General features: G+C 30.2%; 21 protein-coding genes. 11 read left to right on the top strand and 10 right to left on the bottom strand.

Going from position 1 to position 18,018, the window contains the following annotated elements; genetic code table 11:
* Positions 1-24 precede the first annotated feature (24 nt).
* Together AABJ49_RS00375 and AABJ49_RS00370 are read right to left on the bottom strand one after the other, a co-directional pair.
* Positions 25-657 carry a class I SAM-dependent methyltransferase gene (locus AABJ49_RS00375; protein ID WP_338375016.1) on the bottom strand — a complete coding sequence of 211 codons (633 nt, stop codon included), beginning with the start codon at positions 655-657 and terminating at the stop codon, positions 25-27.
* A 56-nt stretch (positions 658-713) separates the two neighbouring features.
* Positions 714-2,060, bottom strand: coding sequence for a DEAD/DEAH box helicase (locus tag AABJ49_RS00370; protein ID WP_338375014.1), 1,347 nt, complete (start codon positions 2,058-2,060; stop codon positions 714-716).
* Between the two features lie 292 nt (positions 2,061-2,352).
* Here AABJ49_RS00370 and AABJ49_RS00365 point away from each other — a divergent pair, with 292 nt between their 5' ends.
* The gene (locus tag AABJ49_RS00365) at positions 2,353-4,074 is read left to right on the top strand and encodes a M14 family zinc carboxypeptidase (protein ID WP_338375013.1); all 1,722 of its coding nucleotides are present in this window, start codon (positions 2,353-2,355) and stop codon (positions 4,072-4,074) included.
* Between the two features lie 52 nt (positions 4,075-4,126).
* Here the strand turns inward: AABJ49_RS00365 and AABJ49_RS00360 are convergent, their stop codons facing one another.
* From AABJ49_RS00360 to AABJ49_RS00350, 3 genes are all read right to left on the bottom strand, one after another.
* Entirely contained in the window at positions 4,127-4,573 is a 447-nt protein-coding gene (locus tag AABJ49_RS00360) for a PA2169 family four-helix-bundle protein (RefSeq protein WP_338375012.1), read from the bottom strand.
* An 86-nt stretch (positions 4,574-4,659) separates the two neighbouring features.
* On the bottom strand, positions 4,660-4,956 hold the full coding sequence (locus tag AABJ49_RS00355) for a heavy metal-binding domain-containing protein (RefSeq protein WP_338375011.1): 297 nt from the start codon (positions 4,954-4,956) through the stop codon (positions 4,660-4,662).
* A gap of 29 nt (positions 4,957-4,985) precedes the next feature.
* Complete coding sequence (locus AABJ49_RS00350; protein WP_338375008.1) at positions 4,986-5,573, bottom strand: NUDIX domain-containing protein; 588 nt, start codon at positions 5,571-5,573, stop codon at positions 4,986-4,988.
* A 7-nt stretch (positions 5,574-5,580) separates the two neighbouring features.
* On the opposite strand from AABJ49_RS00350, the gene pyrE reads away from it, so the two are divergent.
* The 7 genes from pyrE (at position 5,581) to AABJ49_RS00315 (ending at position 12,442) form a co-directional block, all read left to right on the top strand.
* On the top strand, positions 5,581-6,222 hold the full coding sequence (gene pyrE / locus AABJ49_RS00345; RefSeq protein ID WP_338375006.1) for an orotate phosphoribosyltransferase: 642 nt from the start codon (positions 5,581-5,583) through the stop codon (positions 6,220-6,222).
* Between the two features lie 64 nt (positions 6,223-6,286).
* Positions 6,287-6,679, top strand: coding sequence for an SRPBCC family protein (locus AABJ49_RS00340; protein ID WP_338375003.1), 393 nt, complete (start codon positions 6,287-6,289; stop codon positions 6,677-6,679).
* 101 nt (positions 6,680-6,780) lie between these two features.
* Entirely contained in the window at positions 6,781-8,130 is a 1,350-nt protein-coding gene (locus tag AABJ49_RS00335; RefSeq protein WP_338375001.1) for a DEAD/DEAH box helicase, read from the top strand.
* A 114-nt stretch (positions 8,131-8,244) separates the two neighbouring features.
* The gene (locus tag AABJ49_RS00330) at positions 8,245-10,173 is read left to right on the top strand and encodes a BatA and WFA domain-containing protein (RefSeq protein ID WP_338374999.1); all 1,929 of its coding nucleotides are present in this window, start codon (positions 8,245-8,247) and stop codon (positions 10,171-10,173) included.
* A 41-nt stretch (positions 10,174-10,214) separates the two neighbouring features.
* The gene (locus tag AABJ49_RS00325) at positions 10,215-11,468 is read left to right on the top strand and encodes a dihydroorotase (RefSeq protein WP_338374996.1); all 1,254 of its coding nucleotides are present in this window, start codon (positions 10,215-10,217) and stop codon (positions 11,466-11,468) included.
* Positions 11,468-11,797 (top strand): hypothetical protein, encoded by a 330-nt coding sequence (locus tag AABJ49_RS00320; protein WP_338374994.1) that lies wholly within the window; start codon positions 11,468-11,470, stop codon positions 11,795-11,797. The genes AABJ49_RS00325 and AABJ49_RS00320 overlap by 1 nt, the downstream gene beginning before the upstream one ends.
* A gap of 3 nt (positions 11,798-11,800) precedes the next feature.
* On the top strand, positions 11,801-12,442 hold the full coding sequence (locus tag AABJ49_RS00315; RefSeq protein ID WP_338374992.1) for an alpha/beta fold hydrolase: 642 nt from the start codon (positions 11,801-11,803) through the stop codon (positions 12,440-12,442).
* Here the strand turns inward: AABJ49_RS00315 and AABJ49_RS00310 are convergent, their stop codons facing one another.
* The 3 genes from AABJ49_RS00310 to AABJ49_RS00300 are packed head-to-tail and all read right to left on the bottom strand — an operon-like array spanning position 12,443 to position 14,255.
* Positions 12,443-12,934 carry a hypothetical protein gene (locus AABJ49_RS00310; protein ID WP_338374989.1) on the bottom strand — a complete coding sequence of 164 codons (492 nt, stop codon included), beginning with the start codon at positions 12,932-12,934 and terminating at the stop codon, positions 12,443-12,445.
* Positions 12,935-12,987: 53 nt separating this feature from the next.
* Positions 12,988-13,476, bottom strand: a complete 489-nt coding sequence (locus tag AABJ49_RS00305; RefSeq protein ID WP_338374986.1) for a hydrolase — start codon at positions 13,474-13,476, stop codon at positions 12,988-12,990.
* 14 nt (positions 13,477-13,490) lie between these two features.
* Positions 13,491-14,255, bottom strand: coding sequence for an MBL fold metallo-hydrolase (locus tag AABJ49_RS00300; RefSeq protein WP_338374984.1), 765 nt, complete (start codon positions 14,253-14,255; stop codon positions 13,491-13,493).
* An 80-nt stretch (positions 14,256-14,335) separates the two neighbouring features.
* Between AABJ49_RS00300 and AABJ49_RS00295 the strand changes: the two genes are divergently transcribed.
* Together AABJ49_RS00295 and AABJ49_RS00290 are read left to right on the top strand one after the other, a co-directional pair.
* Positions 14,336-15,790, top strand: a complete 1,455-nt coding sequence (locus AABJ49_RS00295; protein ID WP_338375672.1) for a TonB-dependent receptor — start codon at positions 14,336-14,338, stop codon at positions 15,788-15,790.
* 197 nt (positions 15,791-15,987) lie between these two features.
* Positions 15,988-16,440, top strand: a complete 453-nt coding sequence (locus tag AABJ49_RS00290) for a hypothetical protein (protein ID WP_338374982.1) — start codon at positions 15,988-15,990, stop codon at positions 16,438-16,440.
* Between the two features lie 145 nt (positions 16,441-16,585).
* Here the strand turns inward: AABJ49_RS00290 and bcp are convergent, their stop codons facing one another.
* Entirely contained in the window at positions 16,586-17,038 is a 453-nt protein-coding gene (gene bcp, locus AABJ49_RS00285) for a thioredoxin-dependent thiol peroxidase (protein ID WP_338374980.1), read from the bottom strand.
* An 83-nt stretch (positions 17,039-17,121) separates the two neighbouring features.
* Here bcp and nth point away from each other — a divergent pair, with 83 nt between their 5' ends.
* A complete protein-coding gene (nth, locus tag AABJ49_RS00280; protein WP_338374978.1) occupies positions 17,122-17,778 on the top strand; it encodes an endonuclease III in 657 nt (218 codons plus the stop codon).
* 56 nt (positions 17,779-17,834) lie between these two features.
* Here the strand turns inward: nth and AABJ49_RS00275 are convergent, their stop codons facing one another.
* Complete coding sequence (locus AABJ49_RS00275) at positions 17,835-17,978, bottom strand: hypothetical protein (protein ID WP_338374976.1); 144 nt, start codon at positions 17,976-17,978, stop codon at positions 17,835-17,837.
* Positions 17,979-18,018: the final 40 nt, after the last annotated feature.

The raw sequence follows: 18,018 nt of genomic DNA, 5'->3' as shown, positions 1-18,018 counted from the left end.
TCACCCCTTTTGATATTCAAAACGTTAAAAACCCTCAAAAACAACAACCTTATCCAAAAACAAAACCTTCCCAAACCCAAGATTCTTTTGTATCCAATGCAAAGTTGCTTCTTGGTAAATAAAAATATGGGTTAAGTCATTTTTGTAATACCAATTTTCAAAAGGAGTTTGGTTTTTGTAGATTTCTGTTTTGCAAATTAACTTACCCTTTGGTTTAAGCATTTTTTGCAATTGTTGAAACTCTTTCAAAGGTTCTTTAAAATGTTCCATTACTTCGCAACAGGTTATGTAGTCGTATTTTTGTTGCAAGAGTTCAGTTTTATTTTCAAAATACAAATCGTAATTTTCTACTTGGTAGTTTTGTTCCCGCAACAATTTGGCAATCACTGGTCCAGTTCCAGAACCAAAATCTAAGCCTTTATCTTCAGCAGAAAAGTTATTCAAAACAACTTTCACCACAGGAAAAACAAAGTTTTGATAGCCTAAATCATTTACATCGTTGTTGTGTTGCTCATAATGGGCTTTTTCAGCAGTTGCATCTAAATGCGTATGCTTTGGTCTAAAAATGCCTTCACAAGTGTCACATTTGTAGAATAAATGATTGGGCTTTTCGCAAAAAACCGTAGCATTTCCATTACATAAAGGACAATTATCCATAACTAAACAAACAACTTGAAACTATTAAAACAACCTGAAACAAATTGAAACAAAATTTATTCCTCTTCTTTCTTAACAACCTTTCTCGCAACTTCAATCTTATATTTCTTCCCTTTCATCTTCTCATCGCGAATGTTTTTCAAAAATTCATTCACTTTTCCATATTTCACAGCAGCAAACGAAATAAAATCTTTCACTTCAATTAAACCCAAATCCCCTTTTTCTAATTTCCCTTTTTGCGAAAAGAAGCCTACAATGTCAAATTTATTCAACTTGTTTTTCTTTCCACCACTGATATAAATCGTCTGAAATTGCGGTGGTCTTGGCAATCTTGTTGTTTCAGTAACCACTTTTTTTTCTAAACTATAATCGAAATAATCTAACTTTTTCTCACTTTCGTGAATCAAAGCATAAGCTGTTCCAGAAGCTTGCATACGAGCTGTACGACCATTTCGGTGTGTAAATTCATCTTCCTTTAAAGGCAAATGATAATGAATCACATGCTTCATTTCTGGAATATCCAAACCACGAGCAGCCAAATCTGTCGTAATCAAATAACTCATACTTCCATTTCTGAACTGAATCAAAGCACGTTCTCGTTCATCTTGATCCATTCCTCCATGATAAAACGTAGCGTAAATTCCTTTTTCGTTCAACATATCACTAATACGTTCCACAGCATCACGATGGTTGCAAAACACAATCGCACTTTCTCCTTTTAAAGTACAAATCAACTGAAAAAGCGTGTTTATCTTATCCTTTTCTTTCGAAATGACCAATTTAATGTCTAAATTCGAGTTTTCTTCTTCTTCTACAATAAAGTCTAAAACCGTTGGGTTTACAACTCGTGTGTATTTCGGAATTTCAATGCCAGCTGTAGCGGAAACTAAAACACGTTTATTCAATTTCGGCAAACGACCAATGATAAAAGACATTTCTTCATGAAAACCCAGTTGCAACGACTTATCAAATTCGTCTAAAACCAAAGTCGTGATGTTTTCCACCTCAAACGATTTGCGTTCCAAATGATCTTTAATTCTTCCAGGAGTTCCAATTAAAATGGCTGGTGGATTGCTTAAATTCTTAATTTCTGTATCCAATGAATGACCACCATAACAAATATTGACTTTGTAATTCGTTCCCATTTTCTTCCAAACTTGCTCAATTTGTAAACCCAATTCACGTGAAGGAACCAAAATTAAACACTGAACCGTATTGATATGCTCTTCCAAAAGTTGGAAAATAGGCATCAAAAAAGCCAAGGTTTTCCCTGAACCTGTTGGAGAAAGTAATAAAACGTTATTGTCATTAAGAATAGTAGTTTGTGCTACTTCTTGCATTTCATTTAGGCTTTCGATTCCTAAATTGACCAATAAATTAGTCGAATGGTGATTTGTATTCATGGAGCAAAGATAGGGTTTGAATTAGGAATTACGAATTATCAATTACGAATTATGATACATTCCGTCATTTCGAGTGGTTTTTAAAATGAAAAACGCTAGTTTTTAATTTTGAAAATTGTATCGAGAAGTCGTGAACTGAAATCAATTTCCAAAACAAAAGTTCTCGATACATTTTTGCTACATTTCATTCCACAAAAACACTCGAACTGACGAAAAAAAATAAATCATCTTCTAAAAATCTGCGAATCTGTGGTAAAAAAATCACTATTTTTGAAAGAATAAATTTAAGACTATGCGTTACATTATCACACTATTATTTTTAACCTCATTTATTTCCTTTTCCCAAGAAAAATATTTAACACCATTTGAAAAAGGAAATGGCAATCAATCCACAACTTATGAAGAATGTATTGCTTATTATCAGAAATTAGATAGTGCTTTTGAAACGATTTCGGTGAAAGAAATGGGCAAAACGGATAGTGGTGAACCTTTGCATATTGTGATTTTTAATCCAGATAAACAATTTAATTTCATTCAAATCAACAAAGACAAAGCGGTGATTTTAGTCAACAATGGCATCCATCCAGGTGAACCAGATGGAATTGATGCAACCATGATGCTGATGCGTGATTTGGCTGCTAAAAAGATTTCTATTCCAAAAAATACGGTTTTAGTTGCGATTCCAGTTTATAATATTGGTGGAAGTTTGAATCGAAATTCACATTCGAGAGCCAATCAAAATGGTCCAGAGGAATATGGTTTTAGAGGAAATGCAAGAAACTATGATTTGAACCGAGATTTTATCAAAACAGATTCTAAAAATTCTAAGAGTTTTCAAGAGATTTTTCATTTGGTAAATCCAGATATGTTCATTGACAATCATGTGAGTAATGGTGCTGATTATCAATATACTTTCACTTGTATTGCAACACAGCATCAACGTTTGGGTGGAAAATTGGGTGAGTTTTATAAAACCGAAATGCATCCAGAAATCGTAAAAGATTTGAAGAAAAAAGATATTGAAAGTGTGCCTTATGTAAACATTCACGGTGATAAACCTGATGAAGGATTTGCACAATTTATGGATACACCAAGATATGCAACAGGATACACTACTATATTCAATGCGATTGGTTCTGTGCCTGAAACACATATGTTAAAAGATTTTGCCAGTCGTGTAAAAGTGACTTATGGATACATGGTTTCAAGTTTGAAATATGTCGATAAAAATCATAAGAAAATCAAAGCTTTAAAAACAGAAAATTTAGAAAATTATAAAGTCGGAAATCTTTATCCTTTGCAATGGGAAATTGATTCTTCTAAAGTCTCTTCTATTGCTTTTCGAGGTTATGAAGGAGATTACAAACCAAGTGATGTTTCAGGAAAACCAAGATTATTTTATGACAGAGCAAAACCTTTTACCAAAAATATACCTTTTTATAATGATTATAAAGCAACAAAAAATGTTATAATTCCAACTTATTATATAGTTCCAAAATCACAATGGCCAATTTTAGAGTTATTAAAAGTCAACCAAATTGAAATGACTGAAATTAAAAACGATACTGTAATTGAAGTCGAAAGTTATAAAATTGCGGATTACAAAACTGCTAAAAATCCGTATGAAGGACATTATGGACATTACAATACAGTTGTGACTTCAAGTAAAGAAAAACTTGGTTTTAGAAAAGGAGATTTCTTAATCAAAACCCAACAAAAAGGAGTGAAATATCTTTTGGAAACTTTAGAACCTGAAGCTGTTGACAGTTATTTCAATTGGAATTATTTTGATCCTATTTTACAGCAAAAAGAATATTTTTCGGCTTATGTTTTTGAAGATTTAGCCAAAGAAATTTTAGATAAAAATCCGACTTTGAAAGCAGAATTTGAAACGAAAAAGAAAAACGATAAAGACTTCGCTCAAAACGGTGATTGGCAGTTAGATTGGATTTACAAACATTCGCCTTATTATGAAAAAGCACATTTGCAGTATCCTGTTTATAGGGTGAAATAAAAAAGAGCTTTTTATATAAAAGCTCTTTTCTCATTTTCTTTGCCAAAATCAATTAAGCATTGATAATCTTAAAAGACTTAATTTTTACAAGTGCTCTTTCAATCATTGCTAATTGAGAAATAATTACAGCTCTTGTTGAAGGTGTAAGAAAATCATTTTTCAAAGCTGCTTTAAATTTTTCAATAGCATATTCTTCACCTGTTTCGCATGCTTCAATAATTGCATTTGTATCGTGACCAGTAACAAAAGATTTAAAATCAATCCATGCTCTATGTATAGCTCCTAATGGACCATCTGTCGCATCTGTTGATTTTCCTAAGTTGTTAATTTCATCTTGTAATTGAACAATCATCAAAGATCTCTCTCTTGCATTTGACAAAAATTCAGTTTTTAAGGTCGGATTTTCACAATTTTCTGCAGCATTTGTATAACCAACCTTTCCATCATCAAGAATTGATATTAATTCTTCTAATGTTTGTACGTTTTTTGTAATTTCCATAGTTTTTTAATTTTTTGATTCTTTACAAATTTCAATAAAAAACGGGTGTATGTTGTTACAAAATTATTAGTAAAAATTATAGAATGTTAATGATTGTGTCCTTCGTGACCTTCATGATCGTGACCTTCATGGCTTTCAGTATTCTCAACTAAATCCATTTCACAAACTGGACATTTTCCAGCTACTTCGTATGTTTTTCCTTTTTCGCAATCCATTGGACAAACATAACTTGCCATATGCATTTCACCTTCTTCATGATTATGACCTGCATGTTCGTCAGTAGCTTCAACGTTTGTCTCTGTTCCTTCGTTTGCTTCTCCTTTACATGATACGAATGTCATCGTTGCGATTGCAAAAGCAAACATTAAAATTGATTTTCTCATTTTATATATAGTTTTAATTAATAATTCATTTATTCATCAAACAGCAATTTGATGTTCTCGTAAGAGTTCTCCAAAAGCTTAGAAACTTTTTTAGGTTTAATCCATTCTACTTTTTCAATTCCTTCTTCAACTTGCCCTTCAGTTTTTCCGTTAAAAGTGGAATTCATTTCATACCAAGTAGTTACTTTTAACTTATAACGACCATTTCGTTTAAAAACATGATAAGTTTTACAAAGTTTCTTTACAATTGACAAACCATTTACACCTGTTTCTTCCTCTACTTCACGCATGGCTGTTTCTTCCATGGTTTCTTTTTTTTCAGTTCCACCTTTTGGCAAATCCCATTTTCCATTTCTAAAAATGAATAAAATTTCACCTTTAGCATTTTTTACCAATCCACCACCAGCTTTTACTACAGGAATTTTTGATTTCAAAGTCTTCAAAAGTAATGATTCATCAGGATGATATAAAAATGCTTTTTGAATTTTATTTTGAAAAATTTTGATGATAAGTTTTTTAATATCAATACTTTCCAAAAGAAATAATTGAAAATCGGTTTCTTTTTCTATTTTATTTGTTAAAAAAAGTGGCTTATCGTTCACAAAAACTTTATACATTTGCAATATGATTTTTAATAACAACACAGCGCAAAAAACAGCCGAATTGCTTTTACAAATAAACGCAATTAAATTAAATCCAAAAAATTATTTTACGTGGGCTTCAGGCTGGAAGTCTCCAATTTATTGTGACAACCGATTGGTACTGTCTTTTCCTCCTATAAGAAATTACGTTCGTGATGAATTTGCGAAACAAATTGAAGAAAAGTTTGGAAAACCAGATGTCATTGCAGGTGTAGCTACCGGTGCTATTGGAATTGGTATACTTGTTGCTGAAGTGATGGGAGTTCCTTTTGTATATGTTAGACCAGAAGCAAAAAAACATGGAAGACAAAATCAAGTAGAAGGTTTTTTACAAAAAGGACAAAGCGTAGTAGTTGTAGAAGATTTAATTAGTACAGGTGGAAGTAGCTTAATGGCTGTGGAAGCTTTACGCAATGAAGGTGCAAACGTTAAAGGAATGGCTGCTATATTTACTTATGGTTTTGATATTTCTAAAGACAACTTCAAAAAATCAAACATTGATGTTTACACTTTGAGTGATTACAGTACACTTTTAGCAAAAGCTATTGAAAAACAATATGTTTCAGAAAAAGAAATGGAATCTTTAGTGGAATGGTCTAAAAGTCCATCTACTTGGAATCAATAATAGTTAGCAATTAGCTAAAAAACTTAATCATCGTTAATACCTTAATGGTAAAAAAGAATTAAATATGAATTTAGAAAGTCCAAAAGTTACAATAGAAAAATCGGCACAATATTTATTTGAACAATTATCAGATGTAAAGAATTTTGAAAAATTAATGCCTGAAAACATAGCAAAATTTGAAGTAATTGATGAAAATTGTTTCGAATTTGGTTTAAAAGGAATGCCCGAAATTAAATTGGTAAAAAAAGAATTTACTCCAGATTCTAAAATTGTTTTAGGAGCTGCTTCAAGTAAATTACCATTTACCTTAACGGGAAACTTAAACGAAATAGATGCAAACAAAACGGAAGTTCAATTGCATTTTGAAGGAGAATTTAATCCAATGATGGCCATGATGATCAAAGGACCTATTGGAAAATTTATTGAAACGTTAGCTTCCAATATGGGGAAATTATAAAATTTCCAAATCTAAAAATCTAAAAACCTTTCCTAACCGAAAGGTTTTTTTATGTTTAATACACAAAGAATAAAGTTGTAACTTTGCACAAAATTAGCACAATGAATTCTTTTTCTGAATTTGATTTACCAAAATCACTACAAAAAGCCTTGGACGAATTAGGTTTTGAGACTCCTACTCCAATTCAAGCAAAAGCCTATAAAGTTATTCTTTCGGGAAGAGACGTTATGGGAATTGCACAAACTGGAACAGGAAAAACATTCGCATACCTTTTACCAATTCTAAAACAATGGAAATTCGTTGCAGATATACACACTCCAAGAGTTGTAATTTTGGTTCCTACACGCGAATTAGTAGTTCAAGTAGTGGAAGAAATTGAAAAGTTAACCACTTACATGAATATACGAACTCTTGGTATTTATGGTGGTGTGAATATCAATACACAAAAAACCTCAGTTTACACAGGAACAGACATTTTAGTAGCAACTCCAGGTCGAATTATGGATTTGGCTTTAGATAATGTGGTTCGATTTGATACGCTTCAAAAATTAGTAATTGATGAGTTTGATGAAATCTTAAATTTAGGTTTCAGAACACAATTGACCGCAATTTTATCAATGATGCGAACCAAAAAACAAAACATCTTATTTTCTGCAACCATGACAGAAGAAGTCGATGAATTGTTAGAAGAATATTTCGATTTTCCACAAGAAGTTTCCTTGGCTCCAAGTGGAACTCCATTGGAACAAATTAGTCAATATATTTATAGTGTTCCCAATTTTTTAACGAAATTGAACATCTTACAACATATTTTAGAAAGTGATGAAACTACTTCAAGAGTTTTGATTTTCATCAATAGCAAACGTATTTCTGAATTAGTAGATGACTTTTTAGAAGAACATTTTACCGGTCAATTTGGTGTTATTAATTCCAATAAAACACAAAATTATCGTTTAAATACGATGGAAAGCTTTCAAAGTGGAGAACTACGTGGTTTGATTACAACTGATATAATGGCTCGTGGTTTGGATATTACAGATATCACTCACGTATTCAACCTACAGTTTCCTGATGAACCAGAACGTTATATCCACAGAATTGGACGAACTGGTCGTGCTGATAAAGAAGGTGTTGCGATAAGTTTTATTGCTCCAAAAGAAGAAGAAATGCTTTTGGAAGTAGAGACTTTAATGAATCAAGAAATTGAAATCCTTGACATTCCAGAAAACGTTGTTGTTGAAGTTCGAAAATTAGAATTCGAAAAAGACAAGGTTAAAATGAAAGTGAAAAAGAAAAAAGAAGATGTTGAACGTGGTGCTTCTTTTCACGAGAAAAGTGACAAAAACAAAAAAGTTAATTTGGGTGGACCAGGAAAACGTTATAAAAAAGTTTCAGGTTCTACCAATAGAAATATGGAACGCAAACGTGCTGCTAAGAGAAAGAAGAAATAAACTCCAAAAAGGAAAATTCCAAATCCCAAACTTCATTATTAACTTTTGGAATTTGGGATTTTTAAAATTTGAATATTAGTTTTTATTAAGTACTTTTGAAAAATTAAATTTTTGATGCAATTTAAACACCCAGAGATTCTATACTTTCTTTTTTTATTGGTAATTCCAATTATCGTTCACTTATTCCAATTAAGACGATTTAAAAAAGAGTATTTCACGAATGTCAAATTGCTGAAAGAACTCCAAATTCAAACCCAAAAAAGTTCTACAATTAAAAAATGGTTGCTTCTTGCGACTCGTTTATTATTGCTTGCTGCTTTAATTTTTGCATTTGCTCAACCTTTCTTTAAAGGAAAAGATGATGATAAAAAGAATAACGAATTGGTTATTTTATTAGACAATTCTTTTTCCATGCAAGCCAAAGGAAATAAAGGTGAATTGCTTAAAAGAGCCGTTCAAGAATTAATTGAAGAAACTCCAGAAACCAAAACTTTATCATTATTGACAAGAAATGATGTTTTTTGGGACACAGATATCAAATCCATTCAAAAAGAATTACTGAATCTAAAATACAGTGGAACACCTTTTGAAATAGACAATCTAATTACAAAAATACAAGCTAAAAAACCAAATACATCTATTGATTACGTGGTTATTTCCGATGCAATTAATGTAGCTTCAAAGAAAACAACATCACTTTCAGAAGGAAATTCTCTTTATTTCATTGATGCCATTGCTCAAAACAAAAACAATGTAAGCATTGAAAACGTTACACTTTCGCAGAATTTAGATCAGTTTTATGAAATAAAAGTCACCTTAAAATCATTTGGTGAACAAGAAAACGGAATTCCACTTTCAATTGTTAATGGATCAAAAAATGTTGCCAAAACAATTGTGAATTTCAAAGAAAACGAAGAAAGTGTAATTTTCACTTTACCAAAAAAGGATTTTCATGGCTATGCTCAAATTCAAGATAAAGGTCTAAATTATGATAATACGTTTTATTTCAGCATTGAAAAACCAAAGAAAATTAAAGTCACAACAATTGGAGCAGCTGATAAAAATGCTTTTCTATATAAGATTTATATTTCAGAAGAATTTGATGTAACTAATTATACACTTTCAGAAATTAATTACAGTGAACTAGAAAATCAACATACAATCGTTTTGAATGAATTAGATGAAATTCCGAGTTCTTTAGCTACAAATTTGAATGACTTTTATGCTAAAGGTGGAACTGTGATTATAATTCCATCAGCTTCAATTTCTGTTGAAAAATTAAATAGTTTGACGAATAAAGTTGGGAATTCAAGCTTTACGGCTTTACAAAATCAAGACAAAAAAATTACAAAAATTAGTTTTTCACATCCATTATATCAGAATGTTTTTGAGAAGAAAATCACAAATTTTCAATATCCAGAAGTAAAACAAAGTTTTGCCTTAAGCACGAAAGGATTACCAATTTTACAATTTGAAGATGGAAGTGCATTCTTGCAATCAACAAGCAATCAAGTTGGAAGTATTTATACGTTTTCTGCACCAATAAATAAGCAAAATTCAAACTTTCAGAATTCACCTTTAATTGTGCCTACTTTTTATAACATGGCTCAAACCAAAGGAAATTCGGGTAAATTATCTCACACAATTGGAGAAAATGAAGTCGTTTTAATTGATGCTATTACCAGTAAAGACGAAGTGATTTCGATTCAAAATGAAGACGAAAGCTTTATTCCAATGCAACAAGTTTTGAATACAAAAATCAAATTATCTCTTGGAGATTTACCAGCAAATTCTGGAAACTTCGCAATAGAAAAGAAAGAGAATAATTTAAAAAATATAAGTTTCAATTACTCAAGAACAGAAAGTGATTTAGAATCTAAAAACGAAACAACTTTTGAAGATTTTACTAAAGTAAATGATATTTCAACAGTTTTTAATGAAATAGAGTCATCACGAAGTTCAAAAGAATTTTGGAAATGGTTTATTATTTTAGCCTTACTGTTTTTGGTCAGTGAAATGCTGATTCAGAAATTCGTTAAATAGTAATTATAACTAAAACAACAACACAACTAAACAATTTTCAAATGAAAAATGTTATACTAAAACAAGCAACCATCATTGATGCTGAAAGTAAATTTCACAATCAAAAAATGGATATTACTATTGAAAATGGAAAAATAACTTCCATTGACAAAACTGCTAAAAACCCCAAAAAAATAGAAGAAATTTCTTTGGATAATCTTCATGTTTCACAAGGTTGGTTTGATTCATCAGTAAGCTTTGGCGAACCAGGTTACGAAGACAGAGAAACTATTGCCAATGGATTAAAAGTGGCTGCCAAAAAAGGTTTTACAGATGTAGCTTTACAACCTAACTCCTATCCTATTTTGGATAATCAATCGGCAATTTCATTTGTGAAAAATAAAGCCAATGGTTTTGCCACAAATTTGCATCCAATTGGAGCTTTAACAAAAAATAGTGAAGGCAATGATTTAGCAGAATTATTTGATATGAAAAATGCTGGAGCAATTGCTTTTGGTGATTATAACAAGTCCATGGACAAAGCCAATATTCAGAAAATTGCTCTTCAATATGTGCAAGATTTTGAAGGTTTAGTGATTTCTTTTTGCCAAGAAAAAACCTTAAAAGGAAATGGTGTTGTGAATGAAGGAATTGTCAGTACCAAATTAGGTTTAAAAGGAATTCCAGCTATGGCAGAAGAAATTGATTTGATTCGAAATCTTTCTATTTTAGAATATACTGGTGGAAAAATGCATATTCCAACTATTTCAACAGCAAAATCTGTAGCTTTGATTAAAGAAGCTAAAAAGAAAGGATTAAACGTAACTTGTAGCGTTTCAGTGCATCATTTGACTCTAAATGAAACAGTTCTAGAAGGATTTGATTCAAGATATAAAGTAACACCACCTTTGCAAACGGAAGCTAACAGAAAAGCTTTATTAAAAGGAATTACTGATGGAACTATTGATATGATAACTTCAGATCACAATCCAATTGACATTGAACATAAAAAACTGGAATTCGATTTAGCTAAAAACGGAACCATTGGTTTAGAAACAGCTTTTGGAATGCTTCAGAATGTGCTTTCAACTGAAGTCATTATTGAAAAATTAACAAACGGAAAAGCAGTTTTTGGAATAGAAAAAAATAAAATTGAAGTTGGAAATAAAGCTAGTTTAAGTTTATTTAATCCAAATGAAAAATCAACTTTTACTAAAGAAGATATTCTTTCAAAGTCTAAAAACTCGGCTTTTTTAGGCCAAAATTTAAAAGGAAAAGTATATGGAATTTATAATAATGGAAAATTAGAAATATAATGGAAAATTTTGACGATATCAACAAAGGAAAAAATATTGCAATCATTAGTTATTTAACCATAATAGGAACTATAATTTCAATTTTGATGAATAATGAAAACAGGTCTGAATTTGCCAGTTATCATATAAGACAAGCATTAGGAATTAATCTTATGTATTTAATGCTTTCATACATCGTTGGAGGTTTTGATAGTTGGATGATAAGCATTTCTTTTTGGGTATTTATGTTCGCTCTTTGGATTTATGGTTTTATTGGAGCATTGAACGGAGAAAAAAAAGAAAGCCCAATTGTTGGAAAATTTTTCCAAAACATTTTTAAAAGCCTATAATTTATGTCATTACATCATTTAATTAGAGAACCAAAAGTCAAATTAGATAAAAATCCAGCTATCATTTTATTGCATGGTTATGGAAGTAACGAAGAAGATTTATTCTCTTTTGCAACCGAATTACCTGATGAATATTATGTAATTTCTGCTCGTGCACCTTATGACATGATGTACGAAAGTTATGCATGGTATGCCATAAATTTTGATGCAGATGAAAACAAATTTTCGGATTTAGATCAAGCGAGAAGTTCACGCGATTTGATTGTCGAATTTATAGATGAATGTGTTTCAAAATATGCCATTGATGTCGAAAAAGTGACATTAATTGGATTTAGTCAAGGAGCCATTTTGAGTTCAGCTGTGGCTTTATCTTATCCTGAAAAAATTAATCGAGTTGTAGCATTGAGTGGTTATTTGAATACAGAAATCGCTACTGAAGATTACTTGAAAAATAATATTACCAAAGTTAAATTCTTTGTCTCTCACGGAACAGTTGATCAAGTAATTCCGGTTGATTGGGCTCGAAAAACAAAACCAGTTTTAGAAAATTTAGGCATTGATGTAGTTTATAATGAATATCCTATTGGACACGGAGTTTCACCACAAAATTTTTATGATTTGAGAGATTGGTTAATTAACAATTAATTATTTTTCTTGAATGTCGGAACCAACAACTGCCTTAATGGCTGTTTCTGCAGCTTTGTAAGAAATAGAATCATTTATGGCAAAAGTGTAACCTGATTTTATAGAAAGTTTATAGTTTTTTTCTATAAAATCTTCATCCTCAGTTTTTCTTGATAATAAAATTGAATTTTGCTTTTCTTGTAAAAAAACTTCAGCCTGTAGTTTTTCTTCACTTAAAAGTACATAAGCACTTTTTGTAGGTTCTAAATTCGACAAATCATCTATTGGATTTAAACGAAAACCTTCATCTGAAACTCTTATACAATCATCTTTTATTATTGACCATTTATAACCTGCTTCTTTTACGCAACCGTTTTTATCTTTTTCAATTGGAATTCCCAATTCTGGAACTGAATCAGTTGTAACTATTGCATTATTCTCTTTATTCTTCAAAACATAATCGCAAGAAGTAAAAAAAGTAAATAAAAAAAATAATGGCAAAAGCTTTTTCATGATTTAATAATTGATTGCTAAATTTAGTAAAAAAAACAATACGTTAATTTTTTTTATAAAGTTGCTTCAAACAAAACAGTGTCAATTGTTTCAAATTCAGTAGGTTTATCTTCTACTATAAAATATTTTAGCAGTACTTCACCCCAAATTTTTCCATTTGAATATTCTGCGATTACCCAACGATGATTAACCATTTTAATTCTATTCACTAAAAATGGTTTTCCATCAATCATATCATAAGGAATTAATGGATTTCCTCCTTTAGTAGCATTTAAAGCATTAATATCATTATTAACTTTCTCAATCACTTTATTGAAATCAATACCTTTGTTGTAAAAATATTCTTGAGCATTGTCGTTATTTTTTAAGTCGAAAGAGTTATTTTCACTCATTAATCTCAATGAATCTCTAGATATTTTTAAATGCCTTTTTGTATCTACAATTTGTTTTTCTTTGGCATCTAATATCTTATTAGAATTGACATATTGAAAGATATTAATCAATAAAGAAAATATAAATAAGTATAGAATTGTATTTTTCATAAGGCTAGAATTTTTTATAAATTAATTTCTAAATTATCGTAAGCTAAATAAACGTTTTCTGGAAGTTTTTGTTGTACTTCCTCATGAAAACCTAATAAGTGACTAATGTGTGTTAAATAGGCTTTTTTTGGTTGGACCAAATGTATAAAATCTAAAGCTTCTTTTAAACTAAAATGTGTGTTGTGCTCTTCTTCGCGTAAAGCATTAATTACTAAAACTTTGACACCTTTTATTTTTTCAATTTCAGATTTTTCAATAGTTTTCACATCAGTCAAATAGACAAAATCATCAATTCTATATCCAAAAACTTGTAAATTTCCATGCATTGCATTTATTGGAATAATAGTTTTCTTTTTAATTCTAAAATCTTGATTGATTTTTACCTCATTTTTTAAAACGGAAGGAGCTCCTGGATATTTATTTTCATCAATTAAGATATAATCAAATCGTTTTTCTAAATTTTGTAAAACTCTTTTATGAGCAAAAATGGGAATATTACCTTGTCGAAAGAAAAAAGGACGAATATCATCTAAACCTGAAGTATGATCTGCATGTTCATGAGTAAACAAAATAGCATCAAGCTGAGTACATTTTGAAGTCAACATTTGTTGCCTAAAATCTGGACCACAATCAATTACAACTGAAAAACCTTCATCTTGAATCCAAACCGACACACGTAACCGTTTATCCTTTAAATCTGTACTTAAACATACAGAATGATTGCTTCCAATTACTGGAATTCCTTGAGATGTACCTGTTCCTAGAAAATAGACCTTCAATTTGTTATTTTTATGTAAAAATAATCAAAAAAAAATGATTAAATAATTACCTTTGTAAAACAAATCGCTATAAAAAAACAATTGTGACTGAAATTAAATTAAGAGGAGATAAAGAAATTGAGCAAATACCTTCGTTGAAAGATAAGGCTTTGCGTATAAATCTGAATGAGAATATTTATGGAACCTTTGCTGAGATTGGTGCTGGACAAGAAACTGTTCGTCATTTTTTTAGAGCTGGTGGTTCTTCAGGAACAATTGCAAAAGCAATGTCTGCTTATGATAAAGACTTTAGTGATGCCATTTATGGTGATGAAATTGATGGTCGTTATGTAACTGAAAGTCGTTTGCGCAAAATGTTAAAACATGAAACCGAACTTATTGAGCAACGTTTAAAAAGGGATAAGCATCCTAATAAATTATTTTTTAGTTACGCAAATACAGTTGCAACCATAGATTTTGCTAAAAAATTTAAAGGTCACGGTTGGGTTGGAATTAATTACCAAGTTGAACCAAATGAAGAATATAACGAAATTATTTTACACATTCGTTTTAAAGAAACTGACGCAAGATTACAACAAGAAACGCTTGGTGCTCTAGGAGTTAATTTAATTTATGGTGCTTTTTATAAGTATAATGATCCTAAAAAATTATTACGCTATTTATATGATCATTTAGACCAAGACCAATTAGAAATCGATTCTGTTAACTTTTCAGGACCGCGTTTTGAAAATGTAGATAACCGCTTAATGAGTTTGCAATTGGTTAAAAACGGAATGACTGATGCTGTAATGTTTAACCCGGAAGGAAAAAATATTTTGCCTGCAGCTGTTTTGTACAAAAAGAATATTCTTGCTTTAAGAGGAAGTTTTAGACCTGTTACTAAAGTAAATATGAATATGTATAAGCGTTCTTACGAGATGTTTATACAAGAAAATAAAGTAGACAAAGACAATACTTATGTAATATTTGAAATTACCTTGTCTAACTTACGATCTGAAGGAGAAATTGACGAACGTGACTTTATGGATAGAGCTGAATTACTTTGTTCATTAGGACAAACCGTAATGATTTCAAATTTCCAAGAATACTATAAAGTTGTTGAATACTTCTCAAGTTTTACAAAAGCTCGTATGGGATTAGCTATGGGTGTTAACAATCTTGTAGATATTTTTGATGAGAAATATTACCGCCATTTGAGTGGTGGAATATTGGAAGCATTTGGAAAATTATTCTACAGAGATTTGAAAGTATATTTATATCCAATGGAAGGTGAAGATGGAGAAATCATAAACTCTCAAAACTTAAAAGTTCATCCACGTATGAAAGAGTTATACAAATTCTTTGCTTACAATGGAAAGGTGGTTGATATTGAAACTTATGACAAAAAAAATCTAAAAATATTCTCAAGAGAAGTTTTAAAACAAATTTGTGCCAATGAACCTGGATGGGAAGAAAACGTTCCAGAAGGAGTACCAGAATTGATTAAAAAAGATAATCTTTTTGGATTTTTAAATCATTGTGAAACAAGAGACTAACAAAACATATTTACAAAAAAACAAAAAAGTTCTCAACCACTAAGTTGAGAACTTTTTTTATATATTTGATTAAAATATTTAGCAATTGTGACTATCCTGCTAATTTGGAATAAAATGTGTAAGTTATTGCGAATATAAACGAGTTGTAGTGCATTTTGACCGATGAAACTAAACTAAAAGAAGTTTGAAAATTAAATATGGAAAATAGGAAAATAGAAAAACAAAAGAAAAAATCTAGCTCTATAAAGACAATTGGATATATTTTACTTTTTGTTTTACCTATTTTTACTCTGTTATATTTCTATAGACAGAATAGATTAGAGAAATTAAAAAATAATTCATTTACAACATACGGCATTGTAGAAAAATTAAAACCTAATTCCCCAAAAGGAACTACAACGAGAAAAGATGTTGTTTATTTTTATTTCGTGAAAAATGACACTGTTTTCCATAAAATATCGGACTTAACAGAATACGGTATTAAAAATTTAGGAATTAAAATTAATGACTGTTATGAAGTGAAAGTTGTTAAATCAGATTACGAAATTTTTCATATTGACTTTAAAAAAAGAAAAGACACTATGATTGACAAAAGAAAATTTAAAACTCAAATATATAATACGAGTATTCATAGGTATATAATTGAATAAAAAAAACGCACTACAACATCGTGTATGAGAAATAGCGGGTTCATTACTAAATCAAAGGTCAGTGCTTTTAATAAAAGTCAATGTCAAACTGAAAGTGAAGTGCTTTTTAATCCGCTACTTCTCATACACGCAAAACGTTAACCCACTACCCCAAAATCTGAGCAGCATGTGCTTTAGTCTTCACTTTTTCAATTACTTCTTCAATGATTCCGTTTTCATCAATAATGAAAGTAGTTCTGTGGATGCCATCATATTCTTTTCCCATGAACTTCTTTGGTCCCCAAACTCCAAAAGCATTGATCACACTTTTATCTTCATCGGCTAAAAGAGGAAAAGGTAAATCATATTTTTCAATAAACTTGGTTTGTGCTTTTGCACTGTCAGCACTAACTCCTAATAAAGCATAATTTTGAGCTTCAAATCTCTTGAAATTATCTCTTAAATCACAAGCTTCTGCTGTGCAACCTGGTGTGCTTGCTTTTGGGTAAAAGAAAACAACTAATTTCTTTCCTTTATAATCTGCTAAAGTATGTTGGTTTCCATTTTGGTCTAATCCTGAAAAATTGGGTGCTTTATCTCCTGCTTTTAAAGTTGTCATATTTTATTTTTTAAATTGAACTTGTTATTGGTATTGAACTTGTTCTTGAATTTGCTTAATTTTACATCTATAAAAGTACAAAAATGACCAAGAAAGAACGAGCAACATTTGTTATAAATACGTTAAATGAATTATATCCTGAAATTCCAATTCCTTTAGATCATAAAGATCCTTATACTTTATTAGTTGCTGTTTTATTGTCAGCTCAATGCACAGATGTACGAGTGAATCAAATTACACCTCTTCTTTTTGCAAAAGCAGACAATCCTTTTGATATGGTAAAGATGAGTGTTGAAGAAATAAAAGAAATTATTAGACCTTGTGGTTTATCTCCTATGAAGTCGAAAGGAATTCATGGTTTATCACACATTTTAATTGATAAATATAACGGAGAAGTTCCACAAAGTTTTGAAGCTTTAGAATCATTACCAGCAGTTGGACATAAAACAGCAAGTGTTGTTATGAGTCAGGCTTTTGGTGTTCCTGCATTTCCAGTAGACACACATATTCATAGATTAATGTACCGTTGGAATTTAACCAATGGAAAAAATGTAACTCAAACAGAAAAAGATGCAAAAGCTATTTTTCCAAGAGAATTGTGGAATGATTTGCACTTACAAATTATTTGGTATGGAAGAGAATATTCTCAAGCTAGAGGCTGGGATTTAGAAAAAGATATCATTACCAAAACAATAGGCAGAAAATCAGTTTTAAATGAATATTATAAGAAATTAAAATAGACCTTAAAACTAGTTTAAAATAAAAAAATCCTGATATTTTCTATCAGGATTTTTTCTTAATTAGCTATAATTTCAAATTTTTTCTTACCTACTTTAACAACATTTAATGCTGCAGAGTAACTTAAAATCAGTTGAATAGTTTCTTTTTTAGGTAACATTTTTGAAGAAGCTAATTTTTCTTTAGAGTAAATTTTTGCCATATATATGATTGTTTATACTATAACGAAATTGAGAATTAAA

This window comes from uncultured Flavobacterium sp. (assembly GCF_963922255.1).
Lineage (GTDB): Bacteria > Bacteroidota > Bacteroidia > Flavobacteriales > Flavobacteriaceae > Flavobacterium.
The sequence above is the reverse complement of the archived record's forward strand: the minus strand, read 5'-3'. Positions and strand labels throughout refer to the sequence as shown.